At 63.9% G+C, this 23,056-nt stretch carries 18 protein-coding genes; 10 read left to right on the top strand and 8 right to left on the bottom strand.

What is annotated here, in order from left to right; all coding sequences use genetic code 11:
* Window positions 1-26 precede the first annotated feature (26 nt).
* The gene (locus QA640_RS12820) at window positions 27-947 is read left to right on the top strand and encodes a carbohydrate ABC transporter permease (RefSeq protein ID WP_283040985.1); all 921 of its coding nucleotides are present in this window, start codon (window positions 27-29) and stop codon (window positions 945-947) included.
* A gap of 15 nt (window positions 948-962) precedes the next feature.
* Here QA640_RS12820 and QA640_RS12815 read toward each other — a convergent pair whose 3' ends face one another.
* The 3 genes from QA640_RS12815 to QA640_RS12805 all read right to left on the bottom strand — a co-directional run bounded on the left by QA640_RS12815 (window position 963) and on the right by QA640_RS12805 (window position 4,891).
* On the bottom strand, window positions 963-1,988 hold the full coding sequence (locus tag QA640_RS12815; RefSeq protein WP_283040984.1) for an aldo/keto reductase: 1,026 nt from the start codon (window positions 1,986-1,988) through the stop codon (window positions 963-965).
* A gap of 124 nt (window positions 1,989-2,112) precedes the next feature.
* Window positions 2,113-3,918, bottom strand: a complete 1,806-nt coding sequence (locus tag QA640_RS12810; protein ID WP_283040983.1) for an adenylate/guanylate cyclase domain-containing protein — start codon at window positions 3,916-3,918, stop codon at window positions 2,113-2,115.
* A gap of 7 nt (window positions 3,919-3,925) precedes the next feature.
* Window positions 3,926-4,891 carry an ABC transporter substrate-binding protein gene (locus QA640_RS12805; protein WP_283040982.1) on the bottom strand — a complete coding sequence of 322 codons (966 nt, stop codon included), beginning with the start codon at window positions 4,889-4,891 and terminating at the stop codon, window positions 3,926-3,928.
* A 484-nt stretch (window positions 4,892-5,375) separates the two neighbouring features.
* On the opposite strand from QA640_RS12805, the gene QA640_RS12800 reads away from it, so the two are divergent.
* Both QA640_RS12800 and QA640_RS12795 read left to right on the top strand, forming a co-directional pair.
* Window positions 5,376-6,611 (top strand): SMP-30/gluconolactonase/LRE family protein, encoded by a 1,236-nt coding sequence (locus QA640_RS12800; RefSeq protein WP_283040981.1) that lies wholly within the window; start codon window positions 5,376-5,378, stop codon window positions 6,609-6,611.
* A 103-nt stretch (window positions 6,612-6,714) separates the two neighbouring features.
* Window positions 6,715-7,815 (top strand): FAD-dependent oxidoreductase, encoded by a 1,101-nt coding sequence (locus QA640_RS12795; protein ID WP_283040980.1) that lies wholly within the window; start codon window positions 6,715-6,717, stop codon window positions 7,813-7,815.
* Between the two features lie 19 nt (window positions 7,816-7,834).
* Here QA640_RS12795 and QA640_RS12790 read toward each other — a convergent pair whose 3' ends face one another.
* Window positions 7,835-8,836 carry an MBL fold metallo-hydrolase gene (locus QA640_RS12790; protein ID WP_283040979.1) on the bottom strand — a complete coding sequence of 334 codons (1,002 nt, stop codon included), beginning with the start codon at window positions 8,834-8,836 and terminating at the stop codon, window positions 7,835-7,837.
* Between the two features lie 353 nt (window positions 8,837-9,189).
* On the opposite strand from QA640_RS12790, the gene QA640_RS12785 reads away from it, so the two are divergent.
* From QA640_RS12785 to QA640_RS12760, 6 genes are all read left to right on the top strand, one after another.
* Window positions 9,190-10,407 (top strand): ABC transporter substrate-binding protein, encoded by a 1,218-nt coding sequence (locus QA640_RS12785; protein WP_283042781.1) that lies wholly within the window; start codon window positions 9,190-9,192, stop codon window positions 10,405-10,407.
* Window positions 10,408-10,519: 112 nt separating this feature from the next.
* Window positions 10,520-11,395 carry a branched-chain amino acid ABC transporter permease gene (locus tag QA640_RS12780; protein WP_283040978.1) on the top strand — a complete coding sequence of 292 codons (876 nt, stop codon included), beginning with the start codon at window positions 10,520-10,522 and terminating at the stop codon, window positions 11,393-11,395.
* Between the two features lies 1 nt (window position 11,396).
* Window positions 11,397-12,323: a branched-chain amino acid ABC transporter permease gene (locus QA640_RS12775; RefSeq protein WP_283040977.1), complete on the top strand. Its 927-nt coding sequence runs from the start codon at window positions 11,397-11,399 to the stop codon at window positions 12,321-12,323.
* Window positions 12,323-13,804: an ATP-binding cassette domain-containing protein gene (locus tag QA640_RS12770; protein WP_283040976.1), complete on the top strand. Its 1,482-nt coding sequence runs from the start codon at window positions 12,323-12,325 to the stop codon at window positions 13,802-13,804. The genes QA640_RS12775 and QA640_RS12770 overlap by 1 nt, the downstream gene beginning before the upstream one ends.
* Window positions 13,805-13,846: 42 nt before the next feature.
* The gene (locus tag QA640_RS12765) at window positions 13,847-15,088 is read left to right on the top strand and encodes an ABC transporter substrate-binding protein (RefSeq protein ID WP_283040975.1); all 1,242 of its coding nucleotides are present in this window, start codon (window positions 13,847-13,849) and stop codon (window positions 15,086-15,088) included.
* Window positions 15,089-15,243: 155 nt separating this feature from the next.
* Window positions 15,244-16,146 carry an SMP-30/gluconolactonase/LRE family protein gene (locus QA640_RS12760; protein WP_283040974.1) on the top strand — a complete coding sequence of 301 codons (903 nt, stop codon included), beginning with the start codon at window positions 15,244-15,246 and terminating at the stop codon, window positions 16,144-16,146.
* Between the two features lie 174 nt (window positions 16,147-16,320).
* Here the strand turns inward: QA640_RS12760 and QA640_RS12755 are convergent, their stop codons facing one another.
* The 4 genes from QA640_RS12755 to QA640_RS12740 all read right to left on the bottom strand — a co-directional run bounded on the left by QA640_RS12755 (window position 16,321) and on the right by QA640_RS12740 (window position 21,125).
* The gene (locus QA640_RS12755) at window positions 16,321-17,280 is read right to left on the bottom strand and encodes an ABC transporter permease (RefSeq protein WP_283040973.1); all 960 of its coding nucleotides are present in this window, start codon (window positions 17,278-17,280) and stop codon (window positions 16,321-16,323) included.
* Window positions 17,277-18,389: an ABC transporter permease gene (locus QA640_RS12750; RefSeq protein WP_283040972.1), complete on the bottom strand. Its 1,113-nt coding sequence runs from the start codon at window positions 18,387-18,389 to the stop codon at window positions 17,277-17,279. Before QA640_RS12750 ends, QA640_RS12755 begins: the two co-directional genes overlap by 4 nt.
* The gene (locus QA640_RS12745) at window positions 18,382-19,929 is read right to left on the bottom strand and encodes a sugar ABC transporter ATP-binding protein (protein ID WP_283040971.1); all 1,548 of its coding nucleotides are present in this window, start codon (window positions 19,927-19,929) and stop codon (window positions 18,382-18,384) included. Before QA640_RS12745 ends, QA640_RS12750 begins: the two co-directional genes overlap by 8 nt.
* A 65-nt stretch (window positions 19,930-19,994) precedes the next feature.
* Window positions 19,995-21,125: a sugar ABC transporter substrate-binding protein gene (locus QA640_RS12740; protein WP_283040970.1), complete on the bottom strand. Its 1,131-nt coding sequence runs from the start codon at window positions 21,123-21,125 to the stop codon at window positions 19,995-19,997.
* Between the two features lie 533 nt (window positions 21,126-21,658).
* Here QA640_RS12740 and QA640_RS12735 point away from each other — a divergent pair.
* On the top strand, window positions 21,659-22,966 hold the full coding sequence (locus QA640_RS12735; protein WP_283040969.1) for an ABC transporter substrate-binding protein: 1,308 nt from the start codon (window positions 21,659-21,661) through the stop codon (window positions 22,964-22,966).
* The last annotated feature ends 90 nt before the right edge of the window (window positions 22,967-23,056 follow it).

Raw genomic sequence — 23,056 nt, 5'->3', positions numbered from 1 at the left:
AGCAAAGGGAGTTTGAGCGATTGGCCATGTGGAGCGTAGCATCGAAGCCGAACCGCAAACATCCCGCGGGGCCGCGCGCCAGGCGCACGCTCGGCCGCACGCTGATCTACGCCGCATTGCTGCTCTGGACCTTCATCTGCCTGTTTCCGATCTATTGGACCGTCACGACCTCGTTCAAATCGGCGGTCGATGTGACTCAGGCGCACCTGATCCCCTGGGTCGATTTCCAGCCGGACTGGAAAGGCTGGCGCTCGCTCGGCCTGTCGCCCGATACGCTGTTCGGGACCTCGACCGCGCGTTCCGAGTTCACGAACCGCTTCGTCAACAGCATCATCACTTCGGTCGGCGCATCGCTGCTCGCGCTCGCCCTCGGATCGCTCGCCGCCTACGGCCTGAGCCGCTTCCGCTACAAATTCGCCTGGATGCGCAATGACGACATCCTGTTCTTCTTCATGTCGCAGCTGATCCTGCCGCCGGTCGTGCTCGCGCTGCCCTTCCTCGTGCTCTACAAGGCCCTGGCGCTGCTCGACACGACGTTCGGCCTGATCCTGCTCTACACGCTGACGGTGCTGCCGATCGTCATCTGGATCATGCGCGACCAGTTCAACGCGATTCCGATCGAGCTCGATGAGGCCGCCTTCGTGGATGGCCTGTCGACCTGGGGCGCGTTCTTGCGCATCATCCTGCCGCTCGCGGTGCCCGGAATGGTCGCCGCGTTCATCCTTTCGCTAGTGCTGTGCTGGAACGAATATTTCTTTGCCGCCCTCCTCACCAGCACCGACGCGAAGACGCTGCCGGTGATGGTGGCGAGCCAGACCGGCTCGCAGGGCATCAACTGGTGGTCGATGGCGGCGCTGTCGACGGCGGCTATCGCGCCGCTCGTCCTGGTCGGCATTTTCCTTGAGCGCTACATCGTCAGCGGACTGACGACGGGCGCCGGAAAATAGCACCGATCGCCTTGCTCACGCGGGCACGGGCGCATCCGCATCGAGCAGGCGCGCGGCCTTCAGATCGGCCCAGAGCGCGCTCGGGACCTTGGTGGTGAGCGCGGCCACGTTGCGCTCGACCTCCTCCGGACTATGCGCCCCCAGCACCACGCTCGCCACGGCCGGGTGGCCGAGAGCGAAGTGCACGGCGGCCGTTGGCAGCGCCACGCGATGCGCCTCGCAGACGCGCTGGATCTCGGTGACCCTCGCCACGATCTCCGGCGGCGCGTCCTGATAGTTGTACTTGGCGCCCTTGACCGCACCAGTAGCGAGAATGCCCGAATTGAAGACGCCGCCGAGCAGCACGGCAATGCCCTGCTCAAGCGCCAGCGGCAAGAATTCCTTCAACGCCGGCTGCTCCAGCAGCGAATAGCGCCCGGCCAGCAGCATCACGTCGAACGTGCCGGCTTTGGCAAAGCGCACGCACATGTCGGCTTCGTTCACGCCGATCCCGATGCCTGCGACCACCCCCTCCGAGCGGAGCTTGTCGAGCGCCACATAGGCGCCGGACATCGCCTCGCGAAATCGATCTTCGATCGCGGCAGCACCGTGCGTCCAGACGTCGACATCGTGGATCAGCAGCAGGTCGATCCGGTCGGTGCCGAGTCGAAGCAGCGACTGCTCAACCGAGCGCATCGTGCCGTCATAGGAATAGTCGACCACCGCCCTGTGCGGCTGGCCACCGACAAAACCCGACCGGTTCTCCGGGGCGTGGAACGCGTCCATCCAGCGGCCGACCTTGGTGCAGAGGACGACGTCCTCGCGGGCCACGCGCCGCAGCGCGGTGCCGCAGCGGTGCTCCGACAGGCCGTAGCCGTAGAGCGGGGAGGTGTCGAGCAGATTGACGCCAAGCGAGAACGCCCGCTCCGCGGCGGCGATCGCCGTCTGGTCGTCAAGCCTGAGGAAAAGGTCACCGAGAGGGGCGGTCCCGAAGCCGAGGACGGAGACCTCAAGCCCGGTCCGGCCAAGCGTGCGGCGCGGCAGTGGTGATTGTGAAGCCATGATGGATGTTGCTCTTCTCTGCGCGGCTTGCCCGCCGGTCTCATTTTCGACGGTGCGCAGCGTAGGTCTTTGCCGCCGTGTGTCAACGGGCAAGCGCGGGCCGCCGCGCTATGGAGGCCAGGCTTCACAAGGTTTCGATTTCCATCTGACGTGGTTCGGAATCCGGGTGCTTCGGAGGCATATCGGTTTGTACGACAGCAAATATCTCCAAGGGTTGATCGTATCCCTTGATGATCTGCCTTCCGACCGAAAGAAGGGGAATGGTATCTCTCACTCCTTCGGCGACCACCGGATCGGTCAGGATTTGCGCGTCCTTTGCGAGGCCGCACAGCCGGGACGCCAGATTAACGACGTTGCCCAGGGCGGTGTAGTCGAGCCGACCTTCATAGCCGACGGTGCCAACCGTCGCCATTCCCATCGCGATGCCCACACCGAAACCGATGGCATGGCCGGCGGCGCACCACTTTCCCGCAACTGACTGCACCGCCACCTGCAGATCGATCGCGAGCCGAACAGCGTGGTTCGCTGGGTCGTCGCAGGCAACCGGCGCGTTGACGAGCAGCATCACTCCGTCGCCGGCAAAGCGGATCAGTGTCGCTTCATGGCGGGTCGTGACCGCCCCGACCGCTGCATAGTACTCCCGCAGGACTGTCATGATGGAGTCCGGCTCGGCGCGCGCGGAGAAGGCGGTGAAGCCGCGCAAATCACCAAAGACCGCGACAACCTCGCGCCGCCGTCCTTCGAGTAGTTCGTCGGAGTGCTCGACCAATTCAGCGACTTGTGGCGCGAGAAACTGCTTCAGACGGTCGATGCGGACGGACTTCTGTTGCGAGATCGCCAACTCGGATGCCATCTCGTTGAAGCGGACGGCGAGCTGCTCCAATTCATCGCGACTGGAAATCCTGATGCGGTGCGCGAATTGTCCGGTACCGATCCGCTCGACCCCCTCCTCCAACTGCTTGATCGGACCCGACATGCGGTGCGCCCGCCAATAGGCCAGCGCGAGTGCGATCAGCAGGCCGAGGACGATGAGAAGAGACGAACGCCACAATGCTGCGCGGATCGATGCGAACGCCTCCAGGACCGGCTGCATGGCAATCACCGTCCAGCCGACTTCGGCAACGTGCACCGAAAGCGCAACAACCGGCCTGCCCCTGTCTCCGGTCAGGACCGCGCGCCCACTCGTGGTGCCCAAAAGATGTCTGATCCGGCCGAAGTCCTCGGAGCCGCTACGTCCGCGCAGGACCAGGCTGATGTCAGGATGGGCGATCAGGTGTCCGGAATCGTCGACCACGATGGCGTGGCCAGTGTTGCCGATTCTGATAGCGGCAATGACATCCCAGATCAGCTTCAGATTCACCTCGGCAACGGCAACTCCAGCCGCCGGAAGATTTCCGGCAACCGCGATCCTCATATAGGGCTCGGACTCGTGCTGATACTGTACTGGACCGTACCAGACCTTATTGGCGCGCGCGCCGATGACCGCGGGATCCGCAGACATATCGACGCCCCGGCCCGTCCTGTTCAGACGCAGCCTGGACACGAAGACCCGTTCGGTTCCTGTTTCGTCGAGCAGCGAAACGGAGACGATTGCGGGGACCTGCTGCAACAGGCGCAGCGCGTCGATACGGTGCAGGTCATCGTCCCCCTGCAGCCAGGGAAACTGCACGACCCAGCCCAATTGGTCGCGAATCTCGTCAGTGAACGCCTCTATTCTGCTTGCGGCGCCGCGAGCCTCAGCCTGGAGGACCTCGCTGATATGGCGGCGCTGGTCTCGATAGCCGAACGACGCTTCCACTGCCGCACCGAGTACGAGAGGCACGAGCGCTGCGACAAACAGAGTGACGAAGTACTTGTAAAAGAGAGAGCGACGCGGGCTCGTTCTCCCACGGTAGCCAGTCAAGGATTCTTGCGCAGACCCTTCCGACATCTCGATCTCAGGCGATAACCTTGTTGGCGCGAAACAGTATGGCGGACGTGTCCAACTCAATGCCCAGGAGCCGAGCTGTCTTGAGATTAATCACCAGTTCGAATTTTTCCGGCCGCATAACGGGAAGAGCGGCAGGATCTTCGCCGCGCAGGATCCGGTCGGCATAGCTCGCCAGCCAACGGTAGGTCGCGCGCTGATTGGCGCCGTAGCTCAGGAGACCACCGGCTTCGCAATACTCGGACCAGCCGAACATCGAAGGCAGCCGGTGCGCCAGCGCGAACTCCGCGAGTTTTGCCCGGTCGACCATCGTCACAACATCAGGAAAAACGAGCATGGCATCGACGTCCTCACCGCTCGCCTCTTCGAGCGCGTTGTTCAGCTCGCCTGCGCCAGCGAAAGGAATATAGCTGGGCTTGATACCGAGGCCGGTGCACGTCTGCAGCGTGGCGTGCCATTCCGACGGTTCCCCGGGATGGTCGGTGTTGGAAAGCACCGCGAGCCTTCGCAGCCTTGGATAGATGTCCTTGAGCAATTCGACGCGCTTGCCGGCCAATTCGAGCGAAAGAAACGTGCTGCCGGTGAAATTGGTGCCGGGTTGTGCGAGACTCTTGACCACGCCCAACGCGACGGGGTCCCCGCTCAGCGCGAACAGGACGGGGATGTCCTTGACTGTCGTCATGGCGCGCGTCGCGGGACCGCTGGACACCGCAAGATCCACGTCGCCGCGTCTCAATTCGGAGATGACCGGGCGCAATGCAGCTTGATTTCCATAGTATTTCACGAGGGTGAAATTCCTGCCCTCGACATATCCCAGCGCGCGCAGCCCCTCGCGAAATCCGTCCAGGAACGGATCTGGTTCGGAGCCGGTGGATAACCAAAGGATATGGTAGACCTTTCGTGCTCCTTGCGCGCGCGCAACGGCAGGCCAAGCCGCGGCGCCGGCGACAAACCGTAGGAAATCCCGTCGTCTCATAGGTGCACCATCGTTATGACCAAGCTGCACAGAACAGGCCCATTCTGTCGCCGTCTTGGACCACCGAGGTCGGCCGAGCTCTCATCAGCGGCTCGATACTTGGTCTTGGTTCTTTCGCTCCTGCTCGATACCGGCCTGTCGAAGGAGACTGCCTCCATCATTGGTCGGCGGAACGACGCAAAAAGATGCAAGATCCGATCTGGTTTTAGCTTTAGATCAGCTTGTTTTTTTCTTGAGAGCGCCCCGCCAACACGTCAATAACGTTTACCGAATGCGGGAACTCATTGCCCGGGCTCCACGACGGATGGTCCGGCGCGAGGGCTTTGTGACAGCAATTTGTTGGAGCGGATCATATCGTCTTGCGCTGCACGCCTTTTTTCCGCGCGTTGAATGGTGCTCGCTCTCGAAACGGACCGCGGGCCGGACTAACCTGAAGTTGCTCGGCCGGGATCAACCGGCCGGCGAACCCCACCGGGAGGAAGCAATGACACGCCAACTGTGCGATTCCCAACAGCGCGATCCGGAGACCACGCTTTCACGACGATCACTCGTCCAGGGCCTTGCGATCGCTGCAGGCGCCACAATGACGGGCGCCGGCGCCGCGCTGGCGCAGAACGCGCCGGCGGCGCCGCCGACGACGATCACAACGCCGCCGCGCGATTTCGGTCCGAACGGCGCGCCGACCACCTATTTCTTTGATCCCGATGTCATCGCGGTCGATCCGTCGTTCGAAAGCCTTGCGCAACCCAACACGGCGATCAAGCGCCTGTATACGGGGTTGTTGTGGGCCGAAGGTCCGGCGTGGAGCGCACAGGGCCGGTATCTGGTGTGGAGCGACATCCCCAACAACAGGCAGATGCGCTGGACCGAGGACGACGGTCGCGTCAGCGTGTTCCGTGCGCCTTCCAACAACTCCAACGGCAACACGTTCGACTTCCAGGGCCGCCAGCTCTCCTGCGAGCATCTCACCCGCCGTGTCACGCGCTACGAGCACGACGGCACCGCGACTGTGCTCTGCGATTCCTACAATGGCAAGAAGCTGAACTCGCCGAACGACGTCGTCGCCCATCCAGACGGCAGCTACTGGTTCACCGACCCCCCCTATGGCGGCCAGCTCTATGAGGGCGAGCCTGACGGCCCGGGCGGCCCGAGCAATGCCGGCGGCAAGCTCAATCCGCGGATCGGACAGCCCGCCGGCTTCGCGCCGGGCAAGCGCGAGCTGCCGACCAATTGCTATCGCATCGACCCCACTGGCCGCATCGACCTCGTGGTCAGCGAAGACCAGGTGCCGGATCCCAACGGCCTCTGCTTCTCGCCCGATTTCAAGAAGCTCTACGTCGTCTCGACCGGCAAGGGTCCGGGCGACACAGGTGCGGGCGGCAAGGGCGATATCCACGTGTTCGACGTCGGCAGCGATAACAAGCTCTCAAACCAGAAGCTCTTCACCGATTGCGTGATCGACGGCGTGAAGTGCGGGCCGGACGGCGTGCGCTGCGACGTCAACGGCAATGTCTGGTCCTCCAGCAATGCAGGGCGCGCCGTCGGCTATAGTGGCGTGACGGTGTGGTCGCCGGGAGGCAAGCTGCTCGGCCGCATCCGCCTGCCGGAGGTATGCGGCAACGTCTGCTTCGGCGGTCCCAAGCGCAACCGCCTGTTCATGGCCGCGAGCCAGTCGCTCTACGCCGTCTACACCGCGACGCAGGGCGCAGCGCCAGGCTGAAGCAGCGCGAGCCGGATCACGACGAGGCGCCGGCGTGCCCCGCCGGCGCCGAATTGTCTTGGTAGTCGCTTTGATGCGTGACCGGATTGCCAGGGGAGACGCCATGCGCGTTGTCATCTGCGGCGGCGGCGTGATCGGCGCCTGCACCGCTTATTTCCTCAGCCGCCGCGGCGTCGATGTCATCGTCGTCGAAAGGACCGAGGTGGCCGCTGCGGCATCCGGCAAGGCCGGCGGATTTTTGGCGCTCGACTGGTGCGCCGGCACGCCGCTCGATGCGCTGGCGCGGCGCAGCTTTGCGCTTCACGCGCAACTGCCGCACGAGGTCGCGGGCGATTGGGCCTACCGCCGTATGACCGCCTATGGCGGCTTCGTTGCGGGCGATGAGGCGCAGCGTGACACGCCCTCCGCGCTCGGCTGGCTGTGCAATGGCGTCGTGATCGCGCACCGGCTCGGCACGACGGATACGACGGCCATAGTCCATCCGCGCAAGTTCACCTCGGCCATGATGAACGCGGCGCTCGCGCAGGGCGCCGCGCTGCGCCAGGGTCGCGTCACCGGCATCGCGCGCGATGCGAATGGTACGACCGTGAAAGGCGTCGGGATCGATGGCGGCGTCATCGAGGCGGATGCCATTGTCGTCGCCATGGGACCATGGTCGCTGCTGGCGACCCAATGGATGCGGCTGCCCGCCGTGTACGGCCAGCGAAGTCCGAGCATCGTGTACGATACCGGCACGGAGGTCCCGGCCGAGGCGCTGTTCCTGGAGTATGACGAGAGCGGCGGCGCAATATCGATCGAGGTTTTTCCGCGCGCGGATGGCAGCACGCTGATCACAGCATTCTCGGACGTCGCACCGCTGCCAGTGGACCCCGCGGCCGTGACGCCGGACCAGGACGCCATCGATCGCCTGCAAGCGATCGCCGAACGGCTGTCGCCGGCCTTTCGCGCCGACAGGATCATCGCGCAGCAGGCCTGCTTCCGCCCGGTCACGCGGGACGGCCTGCCGCTGATCGGCAGAGTGCCGACCAGCGAAGGCCTTTACGTTGCAACCGGACATAATGTCTGGGGCATCCTCAATGCGCCTGTGACCGGCGAAGCGCTGGCGGACTTGATCACTGAGGGCGCAGCACGCAACGTCGATCTAGCGCCGTTCGATCCTGCCCGGCTCCAGCCACTCGATCCGTCGCTGCTGCAAGCGCGTTGATCGCGAGCCCGAGCATTGCTCAAGCCGGCCTAGATTGGCCGGAGAAAGCAGCTTCCGCCTCATTCCGCAGCCGATCCGGCGTCTCCAGATAGCGCGGAGAATAATGAAACGTGGTCATCCGCTTAACGCCTGCTTCCCGCGCGAGATATCCGGCCTGCGCCGCGGTCAGGTGAAGGCGCTCGGAAGCAAGTTGCGCATCATCACCGGCAAACGCCGCCTCGATGAAGAGGTGATCGGCACCACGCGCGAGCGCGACGATCTTTTCGGCGTTGGCCGGGGTGAAGGCAACATCGGTCACGTAGGCGACGCGTTGCCCGGGCGCGACCTTGAGCGCGTGCCGGGTCAGCTCGCCCAGCGGGATCGTCCGGGCGCCGTCGATCTCGATCAATGCGTCCTCATGTGCGCCCTTCCGCACCGCGCTCTTTGCGGCATTGAGCCAGGGGCCCACCTGAAGGCCGAGCTGCGCGAGCCCGGATGTCCAGACATTAACGCGCAGGGTTTCCTGCAACGCAAATCCAAGGCAGGGAATCCCGTGATCGAGCGTCGCAGCCTCGATCCGGAGATCGCCATTCGCAAACACCAGCCCCGGTGCAACGGATGGCTCGTCAAGCGGCGAGCTGCGAAACTGCCGCTTCGCGCAGAAGCCGGTCCAGTCGCCGAGCCGGCCATCACAGAATTCAGCGGCAGCGATCTCGAAGCCCGGCGACTCCTCGTTCAGCAGATTCCAGCTATACGACGCCAGCTTGCCGGCGATGCCCGCGATGAGACCGGGCGGTCCTATCACGCGCAAACGGCCCGGCTGATGATGCCTGACCCGCAGCAACTGATCGAAGCCGGCAAAGTGGTCCATGTGACGGTGACTGACGAAGATATCGCTGATGCGCAGCAATTCCCGATTGGCCAGAGAAGACAGATCACCAAGGTCAAACAACATGGCGCGCCGCCCGAACCTGAAATCGACCAGCAGTCCGGGATCGGCAAACGGCTCGTTGACGAGGCGGCATTGAACGAGTTGAGCCATCAATAGGACCTTCCTGCGCAGGGCGACGTTATCCCGACAATGTCGGCCGGGCGACCGCCTTCGCATCTCGTGATCGAGGGCGGGCGTCGGTCCGTGCATGCTCGCGTCGCGAGCGCCTTGCGCCTCGCGGTGGACGCGAATGCATGCCCGTCAGCAGAATCTGCATGCCTACAGCGAGCCTCGCTGCACTCTATTTGCGCAGGGCTAGACTTTAGTCCGGCTCTCACAATTCGGAATGCAGTTTCACTTGCCGAGATTGACCTCGCCGTTATAGTCGCGCCCAATAGCTCAAAAGAGGCTTGTTTTAAGAGGAGAGAAACAACGTGAAAAACAGACTCCCTGGTGCATTGCGGATATTCCTCGGTGCGGCAGCGTTCGGCGCACTGATCACCGGGTCAGGCGCGGCGCTGGCAGCAGATCCCATCAAGATCGGCGTGATCGCGGAGGCGCAGGCGATCGCCGGCGCATCGATCCCGCAGGCCGCGCAGCTCGCCGCTGAGGAGATCAACGCCAAGGGCGGCGTCGATGGCCGCAAGATCGAGATCATCTCCTACGACAATCACTCCTCCTCGGCTGATTCAGTGCGCGCATTCCAGCGCGCGGTCAACGAGGACAAGGTCAACGCCGTCATCGCAAGCTATATCAGCGAGGTGGTGCTGGCGCTGGAGCCCTGGGCTTCGCGCCTGAAGACGCCGTTCGTCACGCCGGGCGCCGCCTCCAACGAGATCAGCAAGAGCGTTCACGCCGATTACGCGAAGAACAAGTACACCTTCCACGGCTACCTGACCTCGGCCGCGCTGGCGCTCTCGGTCTGCGACGCCGCCAAGGACCTGCTGGTCGAGAAGATGCACATGAAGTCGGCCGTCATCATGAGCGAGGACGCCGCCTGGACCAAGCCGCTCGACGTCGGCTACGAGGAATGCCTGCCCAAGGTCGGGTTGAAGGTGCTCGACCACATCCGCTTCTCGCCCGACACCACGGACTTCACGCCGATCTTCAACAAGATCGAGGGCGCAAAGCCGGACGTGATCATCACCGGCATCTCGCATGTCGGCGTGCAGCCGACGGTGCAGTGGAAGAACCAGCAGGTGCCGATCCCGATGTTCGGCATCGCCTCGCAGGCGACCAACGAGACGTTCGGCAAGGACACCAACCAGGCGGCCGAAGGCGTGCTCTACCAGGGCGTCTCCGGCCCCGGCGTCGCGGTGACGCCGAAGTCGGTGCCGTTCGCGGAAGGTTTCCGGAAGAAGTACGGCAACTATCCGTCCTATGCCGGCTACACCGCCTATGACGAGGTCTACTACATCGCCGACGCCGTGAAGCGGGCGGGCTCGACCGACGCCGACAAGCTGGTCGATGCGCTGGAGAAGACCGATTGGGAAGGCACCATCGGCCGCGTCCAGTTCTACGGGAAGGACGATCCGTTCACCCATTCGATCAAATACGGCAAGGGCCTGATCACCGGGCTGATGCTGCAATGGCAGGACGGCAAGCAGATCGCGGTCTGGCCCAGGGACGTCGCCAAGACCGACGTCAAGTTCCCGAGCTTCATCAAGCTCACCACGAACTGATCAGAACAGCTCCCGGGCCAACTCCCGGGAGCTTTCACATGCGGCGGACGCAGCACCTTTCCTCCAAAGAGGCAGCGAGACTGCCTTTCAAACACCAGATTGCCAATCGTAGATGCAAGCATTCCAGATCCTGATCGATGGCTTTGCCATCAGCGCCCTCTACGCTCTGGGTGCAACCGGCTTCACCCTGATCTTCGGCGTCTCCGGCGTGCTCAACCTCTCCCACGGGGCCATCATGGTGGCCGCAGCGGTGGCGGCCTGGGCCGCCGCCAGCATCCTGCACGTCGACACCTATTCCGGCGCGCTGATCGGGGTGGCCGTCGCCCTCGTCACCGCCTTTGCCACCTACTTCGCGGTGGTGAAGCCGATCCAGGATTCCCGCCGTATCCCCAACGAGGAGAAGGAGATCTTCGTCCTCACCGGCACGCTGCTGTGGGGCATCATGATCCAGGAGCTGATCGCCTATTTCTTCACCAACAACGCCAAGACCGTGCTGCCGATCGTCGAGGGCGTCGTCGACATTCTCGGCGTCCGCACGCCGCGCAACGAGATCTTCACCGCGGTCGTGTGCTGCCTCGTCATCGCCCTGCTCTGGCTGCTCGTGAACCGCACCCGCACCGGCAAGGCGGTGCTGGCGGCCTCGATGAATCCGCGCGGCGTCACCCTGCTCGGCCTCGAGCTCACCAACATCTACATCGTGGTCTGGGCGATCTACGGCGTGCTGGCGGGCATTGCGGGCGTGCTGCTCGGGATGTTCCTGGGGGTCAGCTCCTACAGCGTGGGCCCGCTCACGGCGAGCGCGTTCTCGATCGTGGTGCTCGGCGGCCTCGGCAGCGTCTCCGGCTCGCTGATCGCGGCCTTCGTCGTCGGATATCTCGAAACCATCACGGCCTATCTGGTCTCGCCCGCCTATCGCACCATTCCGGCGCTGCTGCTTCTGGTGGTCGTCATGTACATCCGGCCCCAGGGCCTTCTGGGGAGGCGCTGAGATGTCCGGTTTCTTCACCTCGCGCCTGTTCTTCGTCTCGCTCGCGCTCGTCCTGATCGCGGCGACGTTGCCGCTCTACGTCTCCGGCTATGTCCTCGGCCTGCTCACCGTCGCCTTCTATTTCGGCGTCTTCGCCATGGCCTGGGACCTCCTGTTCGGCTTCGCTGGCGAGGTCAACTTCGGGCCCACCTTCCTGATCGGCGTCGGTGCCTACACGGCCGGCATCCTCAACAACCAGTTCGGCTGGTCGGTCTATCTCTGCATCGTGCTCGGCGCGCTCGCCTCCGTCATCGCCGGTCTCGTGCTGGCGCTGCCGGCGCTCAGGGTGCGCGGCCCCTATTTCGGCCTGACCACGCTGGTCGCGGTCCTGATGCTGCAAAACTTCGTCGTGGTGTTCGCCGATCTCACCGGCGGCGAGATCGGGCTCACGATCCCCGATGTCATCACCATCAACGCCGGCGCCAACTACTGGATCGCGCTCGGCTTCATGACGATCTCGGCCGCGATCCTCTACGGCCTGTCGCAATCACCGATCGGGCTCGTGCTCCAGGCAAGCGGCCAGGACCCGGTGCAGGCCGGCGCCCTCGGCTTCAACATCGTCAAGCACAAGCTCGCCGCCTTTGTCGTCAGCGCGTTCTTCTCCGGTCTCTCCGGCGCACTGCTGGTGTTCTACTTCGGCACCGCCTCCGTCGGCACCGTGGTCGACGTCGCGGTCGGCGTGAACGTCATCGTCTCGGCGGTGCTCGGCGGCCGGCGCACCGTGCTCGGCGCTGCCTTGGGCGCGATCTTCCTGATCGTCGCCGGCGAATTTTTGCGGCCGACGGGCGAGCTCGCGACCTTCATCGTCTCGGCGGTCGCCCTCCTCGTCGTGCTGTTCTTCCCCGGCGGCTTCCTCGGAGCAGCCCTCTCGCGTGAGGCGCGCTCGTGATGGATCAGAAGATTGCAAACAGGCCTGTGCTCGAAGTCCGCGGCCTCACCAAACGCTTCGGCGGCTTGACGGCGGTAAAGAACCTCGGCTTCGAGGTGAACGGCGGCGAGATTTTCGGCCTGATCGGGCCGAACGGTTCGGGCAAGTCCACTGCGATGAAGAGCGTGATGGGGATCGAGCGCCCAACTGCCGGCGAAGTCGTGTTCGAGGGCGAGAACGTTGCAGGTCTCCCCGCGCACAAGATCGCGCGCAAGGGCTTTGGCATGGTGTTCCAGCACTCACGGCCGCTGAACCGGCAGACCGTGCTGGAGAACATCATGGTGGCTCTGCTGCCCGACAGCCTGTTCATGCTGTTTCCCGACAAGGCACTGGTTGAACGCGCCAAGTGGATCGCGGACCGCGTCGGGCTAGGCGCCGTGATGAGCCGACGTCCGCCGACGCTGCCTTTTGCCGATCTGCGCCGGCTCGAGCTTGCCAAGGCGATCGCACGCGACCCGAAGGTGGTGCTGGTCGACGAACCCTTCGCCGGCCTGACGCGGGCCGAGGTCGACGTCTTCTCCGACCTGATCCGCAGTTTTCGTGATGAGGGCCGCGCGGTGATGCTGGTCGACCACAACGTCAAGAGCGTCGCCGCGCTCGTCGACCGCGTGCTCGCGATGTACCTCGGCGAGGAGATCGTCACCGGCAAGGCCGACGAGGTGATGAAGAACGAGACCGTACGGCGGGTCTATCTCGGCGGCGCGATCCAGACCCATGCGCGGCCCGAGACGAGCTTCAAGGACAAGGTCCCGCTGCTGCAGGTCGAGAATGTCAGCGTCTTTTACGGCAAGGCCCAGGCGCTGGAGAACGTCTCGATCCACGTCCATGAGGGCGAGTTCGTCTCGATCGTCGGCCTCAACGGCGCCGGCAAGACCACGCTGTTCAACACCATCTCCGGCTTCCTGCCCTATGGCGGCGAGATCCTGCGCAGCGGCGAGAAGCTGCGGGGCACGAGCGCGGCGAAAATCGCGCGCAGCGGCCTCGTGCAATGCCCGGAATCGCGCGAACTGTTCGGCGAGATGACGGTGCGCGAAAACCTCGATCTCGGCGGCCAGCATTTGACCGACGCGGCGCGCGGGGCGCAACTCGCCTGGCTGTTCGAGCTGTTCCCGATCCTGAAAGAACGCCAGGGACAGCTGGCGCAGACGCTGTCCGGCGGCGAGCAGCAGATGCTCGCGATCGGCCGCGCGCTGATGATGCAGCCGCAAATCCTGATCCTGGACGAGCCGACGCTGGGGCTCGCGCCCGTCATCCTCGAGCAATTGTCCAAGGCGCTGGAGAAGCTGCGGCAGACCACGTCGATCACGGTGCTGCTCGGCGAGCAGAACGTGACCTTCGCCCTTCCCCACGCCGACCGCGTCTACGTGCTCGAGCATGCACGGATCGTCTGGGAGGGCGATCCCGGGCGGTTCGCGGCGGAGGCCGGCGCCGGATATCTCTGACGATTGCCATAACGACAATAAAACACAGCAAGGGAGACAAGCATGCCAGTATCGAAGTGCCTTAGCAGCAACCTTCTTCTCGCCTCCGCACTGGCGCTGTGCCTCGCGGCGCCTGCCTACGCGCAGTCCGGTGACCCCATCAAGATCGGCGTCATCGCCGAGGTACAGTCGATCGCGGGTGCTGCGACGCCGGGCGGCGCGCAAATCGCCGCCGACGAGATCAACGCCAGGGGCGGCGTGCTCGGCCGCAAGGTCGAGATCGTCACCTATGACAACAAGAGCTCATCGGCCGATTCGGTGCGTGCCTTCCAGCGCGCCGTGAGCGAGGACAAGGTGTCCGCGGTGATCGCGAGCTATATCAGCGAAGTCGTTCTGGCGCTGGAGCCCTGGGCGGCGCGGCTGAAGATGCCGCTGATCACGCCGGGCGCTGCGTCGAACGAGATCACCAAGGCGATCCACAACGACTACGAGAAGAACAAATATACGTTCCATGGCTACCTGACCTCCGCCGCGCAGGCGCAGCTCGTCTGCGATGCCGCAAAGGACCTGCTCGTCGATCAACTCAAGTTCAGGACAGTCGCCATCATGAGCGAGGACGCGGCCTGGACCAAGCCGCTCGACATCGGCTACGAAGCCTGTCTGCCCAAGGCCGGCCTCAAAGTCGTCGAGCATGTGCGTTTCTCGCCTGACACCACCGACTTCACGCCGATCTTCAACAACATGGAGAGCAAGAAGCCGGACGTGATCGTCACCGGCATCTCGCATGTCGGCGTGCAGCCGACCGTGCAGTGGAAGAACCAGCAGGTGCCGATCCCGATGTTCGGCATCAGCGCGCAGGCCTTGAGCCCGACCTTCTGGAACGACACCAACGGCGCGGCCGACGGCGTGCCGTCGCTGGCGGTCGCGACGCCAGACGTCGCGGTGACGCCGAAGACCAAACCGTTCGCGGCGGGCTTCAAAGCCAAGTTCGGCACGCCGCCGGCCTATACCGGCTATACCGCCTATGACGAGGTCTACATCATCACGGATGCGATCAAGCGTGCGGGCTCGACCGATCCGGACAAGCTGGTCACCGAGCTCGAGAAGACGGACTTCGAGGGCACGATCGGCCGCATCCAGTTCTACGGCAAGAATGACGAGTTCACACACGGCATCAAGTCCGGGCCCGGCGCCGTGACCGGTCTGGTGTTTCAGTGGCAGGACGGCAAGCAGATCACGGTCTGGCCGAAGGCCATCGCGGAAGGAACGCTCAAGTTTCCCAATTTCGTGAAGCTGTCGCAGTAAAGGCCGGACGGTAGGCCTCCACAGGTTTGTGATGCCCGGCTCGCCCCGGGCATCCACGTCTGAAACGCCACTTGCAAATCTGGCAAGGTCGATCAGAGTGACAGGAAGCGGCACGCGGGCAATTTTCAGAACCTGCGGCTCATCGCGGAGGACCCATGCTCCCCTATGTCACCCACGACCCGCGCTTCGAGCGGCTGGTCATCGGTCATGTCAATCTCGAGAAGCTTTTCACCGGTTGCCGCTGGGCCGAAGGCCCGGCCTATTTCCCAGCCGGCCGCTACCTCGTCTGGTCCGACATTCCCAATAACCGAATGATGCGGTTTGACGAGACCGATGCATCGGTCTCGGTGTTCCGCTCGCCCAGCTTTAATTCCAACGGCAATACGGTCGATCGGCAGGGACGGCTGGTCAGTTGCGAGCATTTCATGCGGCGCGTCACCCGCACTGAGCATAACGGCTCGATCACCGTGCTGGCCGACCAGTTCGACGGCCGCCGGCTGAACTCGCCCAACGACGTTGTGGTGAAGGCCGACGACTCGATCTGGTTCTCCGATCCGACCTACGGCATCGACAGCGACTACGAGGGACAGCAGAGCCCCTCCGAGATCGGCACCAGCAACGTCTACCGGATCGACGGCAACACCGGAAAGATCACGCGCGTCGTATCCGACCGGGTGCAGCCGAACGGGCTGGCTTTCTCGCCCGACGAGACGCTGCTCTACGTCGCCGACACCGGCGCCACGCATGTCCCTGGCCTGCCCGCAACGATCTGGTCCTACAAGGTGGAAGGACAGCAAACGACCGGAGACGCCACGCTGTTCGCCACCTGTCCCGAGGGCCTCTACGACGGCTTCCGCTGCGACATCCATGGCAACATCTGGACGTCGGCCGGCCGCAGCGTTTTCTGCTACGCGCCTGACGGCACGCATATCGGCACGGTCCCAGTCGGGGAAATCGTCGCCAACGTCTGCTTCGGCGGCCCCCGCCGCAACCGGCTCTACATCTGCGGCCAGACCTCGCTGTATTCGATCTATCTGAATACGCGGGCTGCGGTGTAGAGAGAAAGCCAGTGACGAGACGACGGGTTTTGATAGCCATTGCGCTTGTGGTGGCAACGTTACGCTGAGCTGGAAGGCTAAAGCGGGATGAAATTAAGTACGATCGATCATCTGGGTTCACCTCTCCCGTAGGGAGAGGTGGGCACCCCTCGGCTCGTATCGATCAGTTGTGCCTCAGCTCGTGACCCGTTCGCCGCGCCCATAGACCAGCAGCATGAAGATGATGACGAGACCGTAGATCACCTGCCGGCCGGCTTCGGGCATGTCCATGATCGAGAGCACGCTGTTGAGGAGCACGATCAGCACGACCCCGATCAGCGTGCCGAGATAGCGGCCGCGGCCGCCCAAAATGTTGGTGCCGCCGATCACCACTGCCGCGATCGACGGCAGCAGATAGGCGTCGCCCATGCCCTGATAGGCTTTTGTGGAATAGCCTGCCAGCAGGACGCCGGCGAGCGCGGCCGCAACCCCGCAGATCACGAAGCAGATCACGGTGACGCGACGCGTGTCGACCCCGGCCAGATACGCCGCCGCTTCCTTGTTGCCGATGGCATAGATGTAACGGCCGAGTGCCGTGCGCTGGAGCATGGCGGCGACCAGCACCGAGACCGCGGCCCAGACGAACAAGGCGTTGGGAATGCCGAGCGTGCGATCGGCGGCGAGCGTCCGCATCAAATCGGTGGCGGCCGTCTGCGGCGCGTAGCCGCCGGTATGGGCGACCATCAGGCCGCGCATCACCGCGTTGACGCCCAGTGTGAAGATCATCGAGGGCACGCGCAGATAGGCAACGCCGATGCCGTTGACAAGCCCGACCAGAAGCCCGATCCCGAGCCCGACGGGAATGGCGAGCGGACCGCCAATCGACGTCGCCATCATCGCGGCGGCTGCGAGCGTCCACGGCACCGACAGGTCGATCTGGGCGATCAGGATCACGATCATCATGCCGGCCGCCACGATGCCGAGGAAAGCGCCGATCTGGAGCTGCTGTAGCAGATAGGTCGGCGACAGCAGCGGCGCGCTGCCAAAACGGGCGAAGGTGTAGACGGTGCCCGCCACCAGGATGACCAGGATGAAGAGCGCTGCAATCAGGATCGGGCGGTCGTCGCGCGAGAGGCTGAGAGAGGCCGACGTCATCGGAACAGCTCCAACGTATTCTTGACGCGCAGGACACCGAGCGCGCCGATGCTGACCGCCGCCAGCAGGATCAGGCCCTCGAACAGCGGTTGCAGCAGGGGCGCAATATCGAAGATGCGGAAGAAGAAGGAGATCACGCGCAGGATCATAGCCCCGAAGATCGAGCCGATCGCGCTGCCGGTGCCACCGAGCAGCGACGTGCCGCCGATCACGACGGAGGCGATGGAGTTGAGCGTATAGGCGCCGGCCTGCGGAATGTCGGCATTGCCCGAGGAGGTCTGGATGGCCAGGAACAGGCCCCCGCAGCCGGCGAAGAAGCCGGCAAGCGTGAAGGCCGCGATCTTGGCGCGGTCGATCGGCAGTCCCGACATATAGGCCGCCCCTTCGGCTGAGCCGACCGCATAGACGGCGCGGCCGAGCACCGAGCGGCGGAACGGCACCCAGACCAGGAGCGCGATCAGGACCAGCAGCACGAACGGCACCGGGATCCAGGCCAACGGTGCAAACCAGCTTGCGGCGCCATCGTCGAAGAAATGCACGGTCGCTGCGAAATCGCCGAGCGAATTGGTCAGCGCCCAGTTGAGATCCTCGTCGATCTTGCCGCCCGGCGTCGGCCGCAGGAACAGCGCGATGCCGATATAGACCGCACCGGTCGCGAGCGTGGCGATGATCGGCTGGATGCGCCCATAGACGACGACGCAGCCGTTGACCAAGCCAGCGAGGGCGCCGATGGCGAGGCATACGACGATCCCCAGCAGGATGCCGCTGACGCCACCGGGAAATGTACCGAGGAACAGCTGCAGGCCGAAGATATCGAGATGCAGCGGCGTGCCTCCTGCCGTCCCCGTGAGCAGATAGCTCGCAAAGCATCCCACCATGGTCATGACGGCGCCGACCGAGAGATCGAGCCCCGACGCCAGCACAGGGACGGTCTGGGCCATGGCCAGCATGGCCAGCGCAAAGATCTCGTCGCTGTTCTGGACCAGCACCGCCGAGGAGAAGCCCTTGGGATGCGCGAGGTTGTAGAGCACGTAGAGGACGCAGAACAACAGGATGGCGGTGACAATGCTAATGTTCTGGCGGACGCGGATGGCAACATCGTCAAGCATGGACCGCTCCGGCACCGGCCGGCGCTGCAGCATCGATGTTCAGCGCGCTCGCAATGATATTGGTCTCGGTGAGCTCATCGCCTTCGAGCTCGCGCACGATACGGCCATCATACATGATTGCCACCCGATCGCAGCAGCCGATCAGCTCGTCATAGTCGGTCGAGTAGAACAGGATGGCGGCGCCTTGATCGGCGAGCTCGCGCATCAGCCGGTAAAGCTCCTGCTTGGTGCCGACGTCGATACCGCGCGTGGGATCGTTGAGCAGGATGATGCGCGGCTCGGTCATCAGCCATTTGGCGAGCACCACCTTCTGCTGGTTGCCGCCCGAGAGCGTCGAGACCGCATCGCTCGCCGCGCCGATCTTGATCTGGAGCCGGGCGATGGCGCGCCTGACGGCTTCGCTCTCCCTGGCGCGGTCGACAAGAGGGCCGGTCGAGATTGCGTCGAGCGAGGCGATCACCAGATTGTCTGATATCGACATCGGCAGCATCAGGCCTTCCGTCTTGCGATCCTCAGGCACCAGTGCAATGCCAACCGACTTCGCAGCTGCCGGGGAGCCTGGCCGCACCTCGCGGTCTTCGACCGTAATGCGCCCGGAGATGCCGCGCAGCACGCCAAAAAGCGCAAGCAGCAGGGATTTCTGGCCCTGGCCGTCGAGGCCACCGAGACCGATGATCTCGCCGGCGCCGACGCGGAGCGATATGCGGTCGAGACGACCTTCCCAGGACAGGTTGTCGAGCGCCAACATCGGCTTCACCGAGGTACGGGCCGGCTTGGCAGGGTATTGAGCCGTGATGTCGCGACCGATCATGAGCTGAACGATCTCTGCGGTCGAGCGTCTGCCCTTATCGAAGGTTTCGATATGGCGCCCGTTGCGGAACACCGAGGCACGATCGGCGAGCGCCTCGACCTCATGCATGCGGTGCGAGATGTACAAGATCGCGACGCCCTCGGATTTCAGCCGCGCCAGCATCGCGTAGACCTTCTCCACGTCGGCGCTGGTGAGAGCCGAGGTAGCCTCGTCGAGAATCAAAAGCTGCGGCTTCTTGCCGAGCGCCTTAGCGATCTCGACGATCTGGCGTCGCGACAGCGGCAGGTCGCGGACGCGCATCAACGGGTTGACGTCCTCGCACCCGATCTCGGCCAGCAGCTGCTCGGCGCGGCGGCGTTGCGCCCGCGCGTCGATCAGGCCGAACCGACGCGGCGGCGAGGCGATCGAGATGTTGTCCGCGACCGAGAGGTCGGGCATCAGCGACAGTTCCTGGAAGATGCAGACCACACCGGCGGCGTTGGCGGCCGAGGGCGTCGCGAAGCTCACATTGCTTCCGGCAAGGCGCATGCTACCGGCGTCGGGCTGCACCACACCGGCGATGATCTTGATCAGTGTCGATTTGCCAGCGCCGTTCTCGCCCAGCACCGCGTGGATCCTGCCGCGCTCGCAGGCGAAGTCGACGCCCTCGAGCGCCCGCACGCCGGCATAGCGTTTGGAAATGCCGGATAATTCGAGAAAGGCTCCTTGCGTCAGGAATGCATCCGACATGGGGCGTCCTCACGCAGCGGCGGCCCGGCCAAGGCCGGGCCGCAAGCTGGATATCTCCAGCTCTGTCACTGGGTGTTCTTTTCGCTTTGCGCCATGATCTCCGGCGCGGTGAAGTTCACGCCGCAGGGCGTGAACTGGTTCGGCGCGAAGAAGTTCGCGCTGAGGTCGGGCCAGTAGTTGGTGCCGGCCTTGAGATCCTTGTAGGTCGCGACCGGAATCGGGATCGAGATCAGCTGCGGCATGGGATTGCCCTGCAGCGCCGAGATCGCCGCCTTCATGGCGATGGCGACCAGCGCCGGCGACTGACCGTAGGACATGCCCTTGAGGCCGTCCTTGGCGTGATCGGCGATCTGCTTGCGATACTCGTTCTCGCCCTCGCCCGACATCGGCACGAAGGGATGCTTGGCCGCCATCATCGCCTGCACGGTACCGTCGGAGCCGCCTTGCGTGAACACGCCGTCGAAATGACCGTGCACCGCAAGCGCGTCCGCCGTCACCTTCTGCGAGGTGCCGGTATCCCAATTGCCGACCACTTCGGTGATCTTGAAGCTGTTGCCGGGCGCTTCCATCACCTCGCGGAAGCCGAGATGGCGGTCGCGGTCGACGGAATTGCCGGGCAGGCCACGCACCTCCAGGATGTCGCCGGACTTCTTGCCGCTTTCATCCATGATCCATTTCGCCGACATGCGGCCCATTTCCTTCTGGTCCTCGTTGACCATCATCACCTTGTCGGTGTCGAGGATGTTGTCGAAGGGTACGACCACCACGTTGTTCTTGTCGGCGAGACGGATGATGCGGTCGAAACCGTCGGGCGCCACCGCGATGGTGACGATGCCGTCAAAGCCCTGATTGATGAAGTCCTCCATCGCTCCGAGTTGCGCTGCAACATCGGTGCCGGTGGAGACCACTTTGAACTCCTTGATGTTCTCCTTGATGCCGGGCTGCTCGGCAAAGGCCTTCGCCGTCTTCACCATCTGGATGCGCCAGGTGTTGCCGACGAAGCCGTTGACGAGGGCAATCTTGTAAGGCCCCGGCTTCTTATCCCACTGGAAGAACTTGGTCTGGCTGGACCAAGGCTTGAAACATCCGGGATCGGCGCCCGGACCGGACACGACCTTGGGGCCTGCCAAAGCACTGACCGGGGATAGCAGGAGACCGGCGCAAGCCAGCCCTGCAAGACGATGCGTCCATTCCATGTCCCTTCTCCTTGAGCGTTTTGCGTTCCAACCCTTAAAAACTGGCTCGATGGCCATGCCGGGAATTGGGCTTCCCATGCAATTTGCCCGGCTAGGATGGCACGCAACCTCCGACGCGCACAAGAAGAATGCCGGTCGGAGCGCACGGCGCGCTGCGTGCGATCACGGCTAACCATCACAATTGCGGGAGGCATTGCGGCCTCGTCCGCCGCAGCAGAAAATGCACGGCCGACAAGCGGATGTTCGCAGCAGGCTTGATGCGCGGCGAGCAGGCAAGCCACGGCGGCGATGGGCCAGTCGGCTTTCGGCGACCTCGTCGCGAGGCACGGCGCAAAAAGAATGAGACTCAGGGAAAAGTGCGGCTTTGGCGGTCGGGCGAGGCGTGCGCCGATCATGCGAACAACCTCGATCCCGGTCGGCGGCATGTCCGAATTGCCTACTCCACGCATGTTGACTTTCCGGCCACCCCTCCAAATACTCCGCGAAAACAAGCGTAAAACCCGTCTCAGACGACGGTTCAAAGGGAGGATAGGATGCCGACTTCACGCAGGGCGCTGCTGAAGACCTCGGCGGCTGCCGCCGCCGCACTCAGCCTCGATTGGACGCGCGCCCAAGCACAGGCTGAAACATTGCGCATCGGCGTGATCTACGATCTGACCGGCCCATTTGCGGCGGGCGGCTCGGTCGCCTCCTCGATCGGCGCACAGATCGCGATCGACCTCGTCAACGAGAAGGGCGGCATCGGCGGCAAGACCAAGATCGTCCCTGTCGCCGCCGATTCCCAGAGCAAGCCCGATGTTGCGATCAACGAGGCAACACGCCTGATCGATCAGGAGAAGGTCGACATCATCAACGGCGTCTATGCAAGTGCGCACGCGGTCCCGCTCGCGGCCAAGGTCGAACAGCAGAAGAAGATCCTCTGGATCACGACCGCGGTGTCGACCGCCGTGTTCAAGGACAAGAACCTGCAATACGTTTTTCGCGCGCAGATTCACTCCGACCAGTATGGCCAGGCCTTCGCAGGCTTCCTCACCGAGCACGCCAAGGGCAAACTCGGCATGGACCCGAAGGACGTCAAGGTCGCGCTGATCCACGAGGACGGCCCCTATGGGGTGGGCGTGGCCGCAGCCGACGAGACCTACGCCAAGGAAGCTGGAGTTCAGGTCGTGCTTAAGGAGGGCTATTCGGCCTCGGCGCCCGATCTCTCGGTGCTCGTGACGAAGATCAAGCGCGCCAAGGCCGACGTGATCTCGCATGCCGGATACAATCCCGACATCACGCTGTTCCTGCGCCAGGCGCGCGAGAGCGGGCTGCGCTTCAAGATGCTGTTCGGCGCCGGCGCCGGCTACAGCCAGCTCGACAAGCTGCGCGCGACGTTTGGTGCTGACATCGACAATTTCTGCAACATCGACCCGGTGCCGGCGCAGTTGCTCGACCCCTCGAAGCTCGCGCCCGGCATGGGCGATCTCATCAAGACCATGGTCTCGCGCTATCAGAAGACCGGCGCGACAGACGTGCCGCCACACTGCTCGATGGGCTTCAACCAGACCTGGGTGCTGCTCAACAATGTGCTGCCGGTGGCGAAGGAAAAATACGGCAGCTTCGAGCCCGATGCGATCCGCAAGGCTGCGCTCGACGTCGATATCCCCGCGGGCGGCACCATCCAGGGCTACGGCGTGAAATTCTTCCCACCGGGCACGCCGCTCTCCGGCCAGAACGAGCGCTCGACACCGGTCGTGATGCAAAATGCCGGCGAGCACATCTCGGTGGTGTGGCCGACGAATATTCGCACACAAGACCCGGTGTTCCCGCTGCCGAAAGGATCGACATACGGGGCGTAGGGATTTTGCGGCCACGGCGAGACTGCGCTTCCTCGACCCGCTTGCGGGGAGAGGGTTGGGGTGAGGGGGGTCTCCACGAAGACGGTGAGA

The sequence above is a fragment of the Bradyrhizobium sp. CB82 genome (genome assembly GCF_029714405.1).
Taxonomy (GTDB): Bacteria; Pseudomonadota; Alphaproteobacteria; order Rhizobiales; family Xanthobacteraceae; genus Bradyrhizobium.
Note: the sequence above shows the minus strand (reverse complement) of the source record. Positions and strands in the feature narration are given on the sequence as shown.